Annotated in this window: 10 protein-coding genes; 5 read left to right on the forward strand and 5 right to left on the reverse strand. The window is 71.0% G+C overall.

Translation table 11 applies throughout. From position 1 onward, the window contains the following. Nucleotides 1-91: 91 nt before the first annotated feature. Nucleotides 92-1738: an IclR family transcriptional regulator C-terminal domain-containing protein gene (locus ACFWY6_RS09280; protein WP_384687596.1), complete on the reverse strand. Its 1647-nt coding sequence runs from the start codon at nucleotides 1736-1738 to the stop codon at nucleotides 92-94. A 165-nt stretch (nucleotides 1739-1903) separates the two neighbouring features. On the opposite strand from ACFWY6_RS09280, the gene ACFWY6_RS09285 reads away from it, so the two are divergent. From ACFWY6_RS09285 to ACFWY6_RS09295, 3 genes are all read left to right on the forward strand, one after another. After that, nucleotides 1904-3082, forward strand: coding sequence for a 4-hydroxybenzoate 3-monooxygenase (locus ACFWY6_RS09285; RefSeq protein WP_384687597.1), 1179 nt, complete (start codon nucleotides 1904-1906; stop codon nucleotides 3080-3082). A 67-nt stretch (nucleotides 3083-3149) separates the two neighbouring features. Next, on the forward strand, nucleotides 3150-4550 hold the full coding sequence (locus tag ACFWY6_RS09290; RefSeq protein ID WP_384687598.1) for an MFS transporter: 1401 nt from the start codon (nucleotides 3150-3152) through the stop codon (nucleotides 4548-4550). A 66-nt stretch (nucleotides 4551-4616) separates the two neighbouring features. Then, nucleotides 4617-5534 (forward strand): Bax inhibitor-1/YccA family protein, encoded by a 918-nt coding sequence (locus tag ACFWY6_RS09295; protein WP_384687599.1) that lies wholly within the window; start codon nucleotides 4617-4619, stop codon nucleotides 5532-5534. A 103-nt stretch (nucleotides 5535-5637) separates the two neighbouring features. On the opposite strand, the gene ACFWY6_RS09300 is transcribed toward ACFWY6_RS09295, so the two are convergent. After that, a complete protein-coding gene (locus ACFWY6_RS09300; RefSeq protein ID WP_055545457.1) occupies nucleotides 5638-5868 on the reverse strand; it encodes a DUF4287 domain-containing protein in 231 nt (76 codons plus the stop codon). Between the two features lie 102 nt (nucleotides 5869-5970). Here ACFWY6_RS09300 and ACFWY6_RS09305 point away from each other — a divergent pair, with 102 nt between their 5' ends. Continuing rightward, entirely contained in the window at nucleotides 5971-6282 is a 312-nt protein-coding gene (locus tag ACFWY6_RS09305) for a hypothetical protein (protein WP_360770620.1), read from the forward strand. 72 nt (nucleotides 6283-6354) lie between these two features. On the opposite strand, the gene ACFWY6_RS09310 is transcribed toward ACFWY6_RS09305, so the two are convergent. The 3 genes from ACFWY6_RS09310 to ACFWY6_RS09320 all read right to left on the reverse strand — a co-directional run bounded on the left by ACFWY6_RS09310 (nucleotide 6355) and on the right by ACFWY6_RS09320 (nucleotide 9887). After that, nucleotides 6355-7173: a hypothetical protein gene (locus tag ACFWY6_RS09310; RefSeq protein WP_384687604.1), complete on the reverse strand. Its 819-nt coding sequence runs from the start codon at nucleotides 7171-7173 to the stop codon at nucleotides 6355-6357. Nucleotides 7174-7416: 243 nt separating this feature from the next. Next, complete coding sequence (locus ACFWY6_RS09315) at nucleotides 7417-8637, reverse strand: acetyl-CoA C-acetyltransferase (protein WP_384687600.1); 1221 nt, start codon at nucleotides 8635-8637, stop codon at nucleotides 7417-7419. Between the two features lie 230 nt (nucleotides 8638-8867). Next, entirely contained in the window at nucleotides 8868-9887 is a 1020-nt protein-coding gene (locus ACFWY6_RS09320) for an SGNH/GDSL hydrolase family protein (RefSeq protein ID WP_384687601.1), read from the reverse strand. Between the two features lie 155 nt (nucleotides 9888-10042). Between ACFWY6_RS09320 and ACFWY6_RS09325 the strand changes: the two genes are divergently transcribed. Then, nucleotides 10043-11434 carry a cystathionine beta-synthase gene (locus ACFWY6_RS09325; RefSeq protein WP_384687602.1) on the forward strand — a complete coding sequence of 464 codons (1392 nt, stop codon included), beginning with the start codon at nucleotides 10043-10045 and terminating at the stop codon, nucleotides 11432-11434. The last annotated feature ends 282 nt before the right edge of the window (nucleotides 11435-11716 follow it).

Below are 11716 nucleotides of genomic sequence, written 5' to 3' on the forward strand. Positions count from 1 at the left end.
TCCGGCAGATCCTTCTGTTCGGTATTCAACCATGAAGGTATTTGTTTGATGGCGCGTCATTTCAAGCGTCTCGCAGCAGTGTTGGTGACCTCTAGGGCATACGCACCGAGTTGAAGCGGGCCGCGGTGTGCAGATCGGTCTCGATCGCCGCCGCGGTCTCGCGCAGGGCCGGCAGCAGGGCCTCGACCGTCTCGCTCAGCGGGGCGGTGCCCGCGTGCTGGGCCACGTTCAGGGCGGCGACCACGCGGCCGTCCGCGCCCTTGAGCGGTACGGCGACCGAGCGCAGGCCCTCCTCCAGTTCCTCGTCCGCGGTGGCGTAGCCGTCGGCGGCGGCCCGGTCGAGGATGCGCCGCAGCTCCGCCGGGTCCGTGACCGTGTGCCGGGTGAGGGCCTTCGGCGGCTCGGCCGCCAGCAGGCGGGCGCGGTCCCGCTCGGGGAGCCCCGCGAGCAGGACGCGGCCCATCGCGGTGGGGTGGGCGGGGAAGCGCGTGCCGAGCGTGATGTAGACGCTCATCACGCGGACCGTCGCCGCCCGCGCCACGTACAGGATCTCCGTGCCGTCGAGCACCGTCACCGACGCCGACTGGTGGACGCGGCCGGTCAGTTCGCGCAGATGCGGCTCGGCGATCTCGGCGAAGCCCAGGCGGGAAAGCCGGGCGTAGCCGAGCTCCAGGATGCGGGGGAGCGGACGGTAGAGGCGACCGTCATGTGCCGCGTATCCCTCAAGTTCCAGGGTGTGCAGACAGCGGCGGGCCGTGGCCCGCGGCAGTCCGGTGGCCTCGGCGATCGCGGTGAGCGGCAGTCCGTCGCCGCGGGCCCGGCCCAGGGCGCGCAGGACGGCGAGGCCGCGGGCGAGCGACTGCAGGAACCCGGGGCCCAGTTCGGCCTTGGCGTCGGCGGTTTCCGGGGTCTGAGTTTGAGCCTGAGTCTGATGTGGCGTCAACTCGCCCTTTTCGTACGGCGATGGGGCGGTCGGCAGTGCTTCCAGGTGTGCCGCCTCCTCGCGCAGCCGCGGAAGGACAAGTTCCGCGAGGCCCTGCGCCGTGTGTCTGCTGGTGTGGCTCACCGCGGACAGGGCGTACCGCACGCGGCCCGCGGTGTCGCGCACCGGGACCGCCGTCGCGATCAGGCCCGGCTCGATCAGCTGGTCGTCCAGGGCCCACCCCGCGGCGCGCGAGTGCGTCACACGGTCCGCCAGGTCCGGGACGCGGGGCGCGGGCCCCGGCGGGAGCGCGGGGAAGGCGTGGCCGTCCGGATCGGCGGCCACGCGCGCGTGCCATGCGGCCCACCCCGCCTCGTCCCACTCGGCGGCGAACAGCGCGCCGGGCGCGCACCGTTCGGCGGGCAGCAGATCTCCGATGCGGAAGGCCACCGACATCGCGCGGCGGCGCGCGGCCTGCGTGACGAAGCGGACGCCGTCGCCGTCCGGCACGGCAAGGGACACCGACTCGTCCAGTTCGTCCGCGAGCCGCGCGGTGCGCGCCGCGACCTCGCCGGTGAGACCGCTGGCCGCCAGATAGGCGTTGCCGAGCTCCATGAGGCGCGGGGTGAGCTGAAGCTCCTGGCCGCTCTCGCGTACGTATCCGAGCCGGGCCAGGGTCGCCACCACCCGGTCCACGGTCGAGCGGGCCAGGCCCGTGGCGCGGACCAGATCGCCCGCCCTCGCCCTGTCGGCGGCCGCTAGGGCGCGCAGCACCGCGAGGCCGCGCTCCAGGGGGCGTACGGACTCTTCGGGCATGGCGCCGCTCCTCGTGGCCGTGGAAAGCCGTCGAAATGGGTGCCCCGCAACCGTTGACAGCCGCTGGGTCCGGTCGGAGACTCCCGTCAGCACATTATGAACGAAAGTTCACCAGGCGAACAAGTCGAGTCGAGTGGGCTGGTTCGGAAGCGAAGGGAACGATCGATGCGCACCACCGTCGGAATCATCGGGGCCGGACCCGCGGGACTGCTCCTCGCCCGCCTGCTGCACAACGCCGGCATCGATTCCGTCGTCCTGGAGACCCGGGACCGCGCCTACGTGGAGCAGCGCCAGCGCGCCGGAATCCTGGAGCAGGGCAGCGTGGATGTCCTTCGGGAGGCCGGCGTGGCTGCCCGGATGGACCGCGAGGGCATCCCGCACGACGGCATCGAGCTGCGCTTCGACCGCCGCAGGCACCGCGTCGACTTCCCCGCCCTGACCGGCGGCCGGTCCGTGATGGTGTACGCCCAGACCGAGGTCTGCAAGGACCTCATAGCCCTCCAGCTCGCGGCCGGAGGACCGCTGCTCTTCGAGGCGGAGGCGCTCGCCGTCGAGGGCGCCGAGAGCGAGAACCCCCGCGTCCGCTTCCGGCATCAGGGCCGCGATGACGTCCTGGAGTGCGACTACGTAGTGGGCTGCGACGGCTCCTGGGGCGTGGCCCGCAAGGCCGTGCCCGCCGACATCTCCCGGGTCTTCGAGCGCACGTACCCCTTCGGCTGGCTCGGCATCCTCGCCGATGTGCCGCCCTCGCACGACGAGCTGGTCTACGCCCGCCACGACCGGGGCTTCGCGCTGCTCTCCATGCGGTCGCCGACCGTCACGCGCGCGTACCTTCAGGTGCCGGCCGGCACGGACGCCGCCGACTGGGGCGACGAGGAGATCTGGGACGAGCTCGACCGCCGCCTGGAGACCGACGACGCCTCCTGGACGCTGAAGCGCGGACCCGTCACCGCCAAGTCCGTGACCCCCATGCGCAGCTACGTCCACGAGCCCATGCGGCACGGCCGGGTCTTCCTCGCCGGGGACGCCGCGCACATCGTCCCGCCCACCGGCGCCAAGGGCCTCAACCTCGCCGTCGGCGACGTCGTCACCTTCGCCCGCGCGCTCGTCGAACTCCGCGAGACCGGCTCCGACGCCCGCCTCGATGCGTACTCGCAGACCTGTCTGCGCCGCGTCTGGCAGGCCGAGCGCTTCTCGTACGCGATGACGACCATGCTCCACCGCGGCCCCGAAGCCACCCCCTTCGACGACCGCATCCAGCTCGCCCGCCTTGACCGCATCACCACCGCGCGCTCGGCCGAGGCCGACCTCGCGGAGGGCTACACGGGCTTCCCCCTCGACTGAGCCCGCACCGCCGCACCCCCTGGAACGTCCCCGTCCCCAGCCGGTCCCACAAAGAAGTGAGAGCCCCGTGACCGCTCCCCAGAGCGCCGCCCCCGAGCGCACCTTCAGATCAGTCGCCCCCGTCATAGCCCTGTGCTGGCTCGTCGTCTTCTTCGACGGCATGGACGTCAACATCTACGGCGCCGTGATGCCGCACCTCATCGACGACAAGGGCTTCGGCTTCACCCCGTCGACCGCGGGCACCATCGGCTCCTGGACCACCTTCGGCATGCTGATCGGCGCCCTCGGCTGCGGCACGCTCACCGACTGGCTCGGCCGCAAGCCGATGGTGGTGGGCAGCGTCGCGCTGTTCTCACTCGGCTCCGCGGTGTGCGCGCTCGCGCCGAGCGCCGCCGTCTTCGGCGCGGGGCGCTTCGTCGCCGGGCTCGGGCTCGGCGGTCTGATGCCGATCAGCCTCGCGATCGTCGCCGAGTTCGCGCCGAAGCGCAGGGCCGCGCTCGCCACCGGCCTGATGATGACCTCGTACCACGCGGGCGGCATGGCGGCCACGGGCCTCGGCCTCGCGCTCGGGCCCGACCACGGCTGGCGCGTGGTCTTCTGGGCGGGCGTCATCCCCGCCGCCGTCGCCATCCCCCTCGTGGTGAAGTGGCTGCCCGAGTCGCCGGGGGTGCTGCTCAACAAGGGCAGGGCGAGCGAGGCCGAGGCGGTCGCCGCCCGCTATCTGCTGCCGTCGCCGACCCTCGCCGAAGCCCCCGAGGCCGGCGCCAAGGGCCGCTTCTCCGCCGTGGCATCCCTCTTCACCCCGGGACAGCGCCTCGCGACCCCGCTCCTGTGGATCGCCTCCTTCGCCGGACTGCTGCTCGTCTACGGCGTCTCCACCTGGCTCCCCGAGCTGATGCGCGCCTCCGGCTACTCGCTCTCCTCCTCCGTCACCTTCCTCATGGTGATCAACGCGGGCGGCATCGTCGGCATGCTGGTGGCGGGCCGTGCCGCCGACAAGTTCGGCGCCATGCGGATCTCCGCGATCTGGTTCCTGCTCACCGCCTGCGGCGCCTTCCTGCTCAAGGCGGAGCTGCCGCTCGGCGTCGCGTACGTGATCGTCTTCGTCACCGGCATCTGGCTCTTCTCGGCGCAGGTCATGGTGTACGCCTCCGCTCCCTCGGTCTACACACCGGCCCAGCGCGCCACGGGCCTCGGCTGGATCACCGGCGTCGGACGGACCGGCGCGGTCGTCGGTCCGTGGCTGGGAGGCGCCGTAGTCTCCGGCGGAAACGCGTCCCTCGGATTCACCACGTTCGCCGTCGCCGCCGTGCTCGGTGCGGTGGCGATCTCCCTGGTGCCACTCGTCCGGCGCAGCCGCCGAAACCCGGCCGCGGCGGGAGAATCGACGGGAGACTCGGCGGGAACAGAGAGCCAGGCACCGATCGTTCTTGGTCACAAGGAGGGAAAGATCCTCCCCAAGCACTAGGGTCTTCCTTTTGCCTACGCATTACTCTTGAGCCAATGCCACGCCCGGTGGCCATGGAGGAGTGAGATGAGGAGCAGCAACCCGGTCTTCTCGCGACGGGGGTTCAGCCGCGACAACGGCTACGCGGGCTTCGGCCAGCAGCCGCAGGCCGGGGGACCCGCGGGCGGGACGCAGACCCAGTACGCGCAGGGCAATCCGTACGCGGGCGCGGGCCAGCAGGCCCCCACCAACCCGTACGCGGCCAACCCTTACGCCCAGCAGGACCTGCAGTACGGCGCGCCGCAGGCGCCCGTGACCACTGCGGGCCGCATGACGATGGACGACGTCGTCATGCGTACGGCCACGACGCTCGGCACCCTCGTGGTGACCGCCGCGCTCGCCTGGGCGCTGCTGCCGGTGGACGACGCGAACATCAGCAAGTCCTACGGCATCGCGATCGGCGCGGGCCTCATCGCGATGGTGCTCGGCCTCGTCCAGGCCTTCAAGCGCAAGGCGTCGCCCCCGCTGATCCTGACGTACGCCGCGCTCGAAGGTGTCTTCCTCGGCGTCGTCTCCAGCGTCGTCGACAACCGCATCGCGAGCGGCGCGGCCATGCAGGCCGTGCTCGGCACGATGGCGGTCTTCATCGGTGTCCTCATCGCCTACAAGGCGGGCTGGATCCGGGTCAACCGTCGCTTCTACGGCTTCGTGATGGCCGCCGCGATGGGCTTCCTGCTGCTGACCGCGGTGAACCTGCTGTTCGCCGTCTTCGGCGGCGGCGACGGCCTCGGCTTCCGCAGCGGCGGCCTCGGCATCGTCTTCGGCATCGTCGGCATCCTGCTCGGCGCGTGCTTCCTGGCCCTGGACTTCAAGCAGGTCGAGGACGGCATCGCGTACGGCGCCCCGAAGGAAGAGGCCTGGCTCGCGGCGTTCGGTCTGACGATGACGCTGGTCTGGATCTACCTGGAGTTCCTGCGCCTGATCTCCATCCTGAGTAGCGACTGACGCACGACGCCGGTCAACGGCCGGCAGCCGAAGGGCCCCGCGGAACAGATGTTCCGCGGGGCCCTTCGCCGTGTGTGAGTCGTGTGTGTGAGGGGTCGGGGGGTCAGAGGAACTTGCGTGCGGCCCTCCGCAAGTCGTACTCGTGAATGATTGCCTTGGCATGTCCGTACGCGAGGTTGTGTTCGGCGCGGAGCCAGCTGACCTTCTCCTCGAAGCGGAAGAGAGAAGGGCCTTCGTCCACGGCGCGAAGCCAGTCGGAGACTTCACGACCGGTGCAGTGGGGGATGCGGGCGAGCAGATTGCGGTGGGTCTCCTCGGAGAAGACTTGGGACATCGGCGCCTCCGGACGCGTCGCGATGTGTTCCGTCCTTCACGCCACCGTGCCTGAGCGTTGGGGCGTTGGCAACAGTCCCGTCCTGGCGCATAGGGTCGCCGGGTGCTTGATACGACGCCTTTGACGGCCGCAGTGGACCATTTCGCCGATCGGTTGCGGGCCGCCCCGCAGAGTCGCCTGCAGCGGGGGGCGGCGGCCGAAGCGCTCGCTCTGGCCAGGGAATTGGCGGCGTGGGCGCAGCGGATCGAGGTGCCCGACGAGGAGCCGCGGGAGATGCCGGACGCCGGGATGTTCGCGGCGGCCGACCAGATCACGGTCGCCGGGCGGGACCTGGCCCTCGTACTGGAGGACGAGCGGCAATTGGCGGAAGCGCTGACGCTGGTGGAGAAGGCGCAGAAGCGCGCGTCGGTCTGAGGGGTGGGGACCCTCAGACCGGTGGGCCTTGGAGTGGGCGTTCCTCAGACCTTGGACCGCAGACCTCAGACCTCAGACCGAGGCGATGACGCGGTCGGCCAGGATGTAGACGTTCTCGGTGCCGCACTCGAACGTGAGGGCGTAGGCGCCGGAGACTCCGGAGCCGCCGAGCAGGACCGGGGCGTGGCCGTCGCGCAGGGCGTCGGCGAGCTGCTCCGCGGTCTCGCGGTGGCCCGGCGTCATACAGAGCGTCGTACCGTCCGCGAAGACATAGACGTCCAGGGTGCCCAGCGGGCCCGGTCGGACGTCGGCGAGCGCCGTGCGGGCGCCGGCCAGCTCCTCCAGGCAGGCGACCGTGCGCTCGTGGTCGCCGTGGCCGTCCGTGTGGGGCGTCTGGACCGGTACGAAGTCCGGGTGCGAGGGGTGCCTGCGGCGGGCCGCGGCCAGCTCGGGGGAGTCGCCCGCGAACTCGTCGCTCTGCTCGGCGTAGGGCTCGATCACCGGTTCGAGGCTGTCCGCCTCGATGCCCGCGAGATCCGCCTGGCGCGGCAGGAACAGCTCGTCCGCCATGTCGGAGAGCCCCGGCAGACCGCTGAGCAGGGACGGCGCGTCCGACGCGTCACGGGCTTCCTGGGCGGCCCAGAAGGCCCGCGCCTCGGCGAGCTCGCGCTCCCGCTCCTCGGCGAGCGCTTCGGCCACGGCCGCGCGTATCTCGTCGGTGTCCGGAGTGGTGCGTGCCGCGGGCACGGTGGGGCGCCCCGTCGCGGCGTGGCTCTGGGCCAGCTCGGTGCGCAGGGCCGTTATCTGCTTCCGCAGCCCGTGCACGGCGTGCAGGGCGGCGGCGCCCACGGCCGTGGCGGCAGCCGTGGAGAGCAGCAGGGCAAGAGGCATGGCGCTCACTGACGTACTCCCGGTTTCAAGTCGACCCCCGACTTCCTACATCAGCTTGAAGCCTGCACGATCCACCTGTCAGTGCATTACGTCACGAATTGGACAGGTCTTTTGGCCCGGTGTTTATCCACAGATGTGCTCTGACCTGGGCATATGCATCTCCCCCAGGAGATAGGTCACATCCTGGGGGAGATTGAGTCACGAATCAATGGAGGCGCTGGGGATCCGCAGGGGTCCGGAGGCTCAGCTGAGGCGCTCGATGACCATCGCCATGCCCTGGCCGCCGCCGACGCACATCGTCTCCAGGCCGAACTGCTTGTCGTGGAACTGGAGGGAGTTGATGAGCGTGCCGGTGATGCGGGCGCCGGTCATGCCGAAGGGGTGGCCGACGGCGATGGCGCCGCCGTTGACGTTCAGCTTGTCGAGCGGGATGTTCAGGTCGCGGTAGGAGGGGATCACCTGGGCGGCGAAGGCCTCGTTGATCTCGAAGAGGTCGATGTCGTCGACGGTGAGCCCGGCGCGCTTGAGCGCCTGCTTGCTGGCCTCGACCGGGCCGAGGCCCATGATCTCCGGGGAGAGGCCGGTGACGCCGGTGGAGACGATGCGGGCGAGCGGGGTCAGGCCGAGCTCGCGGGCCTTGGTGTCGCTCATGATCACCAGGGCGGCGGCGCCGTCGTTGAGCGGGCAGCAGTTGCCGGCCGTGACGAGGCCGTCGGGGCGGAAGACGGGCTTGAGGCCCGAGACGCCCTCGACGGTGACGCCGGCGCGGGGGCCGTCGTCCTTGCTGACGACGGTGCCGTCAGGGGTGGTGACGGGGGTGATCTCGCGCTCCCAGAAGCCGTTCTTGATGGCTTCCTCGGCGAGGTTCTGGGACCGGACCCCGAACTCGTCCATGTCCTGACGGGTGACGCCCTTGGCGCGGGCCAGGTTCTCGGCGGTCTGCCCCATGGCGATGTACGCGTCCGGGATCAGCCCGTCCTCGCGCGGGTCGTGCCAGGAGGAGCCCTCGGACTTGGACACGGCCTCGGTGCGGGCCTCGGCGTCGGCGAAGAGGGGGTTGTGGGTGTCGGGAAGGCCGTCGCTGGAGCCCTTGATGCTGCGGGACACCATCTCGACGCCCGCGGAGATGAAGACGTCGCCCTCGCCCGCCTTGATGGCGTGCAGGGCCATGCGGCTCGTCTGCAGGGAGGAGGAGCAGTAACGGGTGATGGTGCAGCCGGGGAGGTGGTCCATCCCCATCTGTACGGCGACGATGCGGCCCAGGTTGTGCCCCTGCTCGCCGCCGGGCAGACCACAGCCGAGCATCAGGTCGTCGATCTGCTTCGGGTCGAGCTCGGGGACCTTGGCGAGGGCGGCCTCGATGATCGTGGCGGTCAGGTCGTCCGGGCGCAGATCCTTCAGCGAGCCCTTGAAGGCGCGGCCGATCGGGGTGCGGGCGGCAGAGACGATCACGGCTTCGGGCATCAAGGCACTCCTGTGACGAGGGGGCAGGGCTCTCTGGGAAGTTACCTGCACGTATCGCTGTCGGTCATCGGCCGGGGACTGTGACGCGGGCCGCATTTTTCTAAGCGCTTGCTCATTTCTGGCGGGGGCGCCTTGGATGGTGGGGTGCGGAATCTGGCTGCGGGCCGGTGGGGGCTTGGCGCGCAGTTCCCCGCGCCGCTAAAGGGGCACGACCGCCTGCGCCCCTTTCGTCAGTGCGGCAGCGGAGACGGATCCGGCGTGTGGATGCGGCGGCGGCGCCGCCGCTTGAGGAGGGCCCAGGGTCCGCGTGGCCCCGTAGGCATCGCGGCAGCGACCTCCGTGCCGCCCTCCGACGCGGCCTGCGCCGCCGCGCGGGCCACCGGCAGGAAGCCCTCCCGGCGGGAGACGTCGGGGCGCTCCTCCTCCGGCCACAGGCCCAGCGCCGCGCAGAGGGTCGGCAGGACCGCCATGGCCGCCGTCGCGTACCCCTCCGCGGAGGGGTGGTAGTTGTCGGGGCCGAACAGCTCCCGCGGGTTCGCCGCGAACTCGGGGCCCAGCAGATCGCCGAGCGACACCGTACGGCCGCCCTGCTCCACCACGCCGATCGTCTGCGCCGCCGCCAGCTGCCGCGAGACCCTGCGGGCCATCCAGCGCAGGGGCTGGTAGACGTTCTCCACGGTGCCGAGGTCCGGACAGGTGCCGACGACCACCTCCGCGCCGACCGTCCGCAGCCGCCGCACCGCCGCCGCCAAGTAGCGGACCGACCGTGTCGCCGGCATCCGGTGCGTCACGTCGTTCGCGCCGATCATGATGACGCAGACGTCCGGGATCCAGGCCGAGGGGTCGGTGAGGATCAGGGACACCTGGCGGTCCAGGTCGTCCGACTGGGCGCCCGGCTGCGCCACGTTCCGCAACTCCACCGGACGCTCCGCCACCGCCGCGAGCCCCGAGGAGAGCAGCGCCCCCGGGGTGTGCCGGGCCCGGTGCACCCCCTGCCCCGCGGCCGTCGAGTCGCCGAGCATCGCGAACCGCAAGGGCTCGGCGCCGTCCTGCCGCTCCGCGAGCGCCCCGCCGTACCGCCCGTCGGCCCGCGGCGGCGCCGCATGCGCCCCGTTGTTGCCCACCGACCGCTTCGCCAGCTGCACCTCGGCGAGGACCACCCCCACGGTCGCCGCGCCGAGCAGCCCGATGCCTCCGCCGCCGTACGCCGCGCCCGCGGCGATCCTCCTCGCCACCCTCGCCCTCGACATGCCCTGCAGCCACCTCCTCGTAGCCATACCGCCGTACATCCACTCATTGCCCCGTAAGGGCGGTCGGCCAATCGTGATCGGAGGTGAACGGAGGACCAGGAGTCTTACGCTTACGACACCCATTCGTCGCACTACATGGCAGCCCGGAGACAACGGTGCAATTCCACGACTCGATGATCAGCCTCGTCGGCAACACCCCGCTGGTGAGGCTCAACAACGTGACCGCGGGCATTCAGGCCACGGTCCTGGCCAAGGTCGAGTACTTCAACCCCGGCGGGTCGGTGAAGGACCGCATCGCACTGCGCATGATCGAGGCGGCCGAACAGAGCGGGGAGCTCAAGCCCGGCGGCACGATCGTCGAGCCGACCTCGGGGAACACCGGGGTCGGCCTTGCGATCGTGGCCCAGCAGAAGGGCTACAAGTGCATCTTCGTGTGCCCGGACAAGGTGTCCCTGGACAAGATCAATGTGCTGCGGGCGTACGGCGCGGACGTCGTCGTCTGCCCCACGGCCGTCGACCCGGAGCACCCGGACTCGTACTACAACGTCTCCGACCGCCTGGTGCGTGAGACCCCCGGTGCCTGGAAGCCCGACCAGTACTCGAACCCGAACAATCCGCTCTCCCACTACCACTCCACCGGCCCTGAGCTGTGGGAGCAGACGGAAGGAAAGATCACCCATTTCGTGGCGGGCATCGGCACCGGCGGCACGATCTCGGGGACCGGCGGATATCTGAAGGAGGTGTCCGGCGGCAAGGTCAAGATCGTCGGCGCCGACCCCGAGGGTTCGGTCTACTCCGGCGGCTCCGGTCGGCCGTATCTCGTCGAGGGCGTCGGCGAGGACTTCTGGCCGACGGCGTACGACCGCAATGTGACCGACGAGATCGTCGCGGTGTCCGACAAGGACTCCTTCCAGATGACGCGGCGCCTCGCCAAGGAGGAGGGGCTGCTCGTCGGCGGCTCCTGCGGTATGGCGGTCGTGGCGGCGCTGCGGGTCGCCGAGCGGCTCGGCCCGGACGATGTGGTGGTCGTCCTTCTCCCCGACTCCGGCCGTGGCTACATGAGCAAGATCTTCAGCGATGAGTGGATGAACGACTACGGGTTCCTGGAGCAGGCCGGCGACCAGCCTCGCGTCGGTGACGTACTGAGCCGCAAGGAGGGCGGCAAGCTGCCCTCGCTCGTTCACATGCACCCGGAGGAGACGGTCGGCGAGGCCATCGAGGTACTGCGTGAGTACGGCGTCTCGCAGATGCCCATCGTCAAGCCGGGCGCGGGCCACCCCGACGTGATGGCGGCGGAGGTCATCGGCTCGGTCGTCGAACGCGAGCTCCTGGACGCCCTGTTCGCGCAGCGCGCCTCGCTCGGCGACCCGCTGGAGAAGCACATGTCCGACCCGCTGCCGCAGGTCGGCTCGGGCGAACCGGTCGGCGACCTGATGTCGGTGCTCGGCGCGGCCGACGCGGCGATCGTGCTCGTCGAGGGCAAGCCGACGGGTGTGGTGAGCCGTCAGGACCTGCTGGCGTTCCTCGCGGAGCAGCAGGGGCAGTAGGCCACCGGGTGTGCCGTGGGCCGAACTTCGCGGAAGTGGTACGAGCGTGTCACGTCCGCGCAGCACCCGCTTAACACGGCTCCGGCACATTGGTCGTTGTCGGCGTACAGGAACTCCGGAGCGGCTCCCGGACCTCTGAACGCCCGGACGCGAGGCCCGGCCTGACCCGGTGCCCGCGTCCCCCGCGGGGGCCGCCGGCGTCCCGCCCCCCGGGGAAACCGGGGTGCGGCGGTGCCCCCGCCGTAAAGTCCCGGGAGCGCACCGGGGCGGACGGCGGGGTCT

This window comes from Streptomyces sp. NPDC059037 (genome assembly GCF_042740015.1).
Lineage (GTDB): Bacteria > Actinomycetota > Actinomycetes > Streptomycetales > Streptomycetaceae > Streptomyces.

Coding starts and splice junctions, on each gene's coding strand:
- ACFWY6_RS09285 (WP_384687597.1), top strand. CDS start 1,904: ATGCGCACCACCGTCGGAATCATCGGGGCCGGACCCGCGGGACTGCTC.
- ACFWY6_RS09295 (WP_384687599.1), top strand. CDS start 4,617: ATGAGGAGCAGCAACCCGGTCTTCTCGCGACGGGGGTTCAGCCGCGAC.
- ACFWY6_RS09315 (WP_384687600.1), bottom strand. CDS start 8,637: ATGCCCGAAGCCGTGATCGTCTCTGCCGCCCGCACCCCGATCGGCCGC.
- ACFWY6_RS09300 (WP_055545457.1), bottom strand. CDS start 5,868: ATGTCCCAAGTCTTCTCCGAGGAGACCCACCGCAATCTGCTCGCCCGC.
- ACFWY6_RS09280 (WP_384687596.1), bottom strand. CDS start 1,738: ATGCCCGAAGAGTCCGTACGCCCCCTGGAGCGCGGCCTCGCGGTGCTG.
- ACFWY6_RS09310 (WP_384687604.1), bottom strand. CDS start 7,173: ATGCCTCTTGCCCTGCTGCTCTCCACGGCTGCCGCCACGGCCGTGGGC.
- ACFWY6_RS09320 (WP_384687601.1), bottom strand. CDS start 9,887: ATGTCGAGGGCGAGGGTGGCGAGGAGGATCGCCGCGGGCGCGGCGTAC.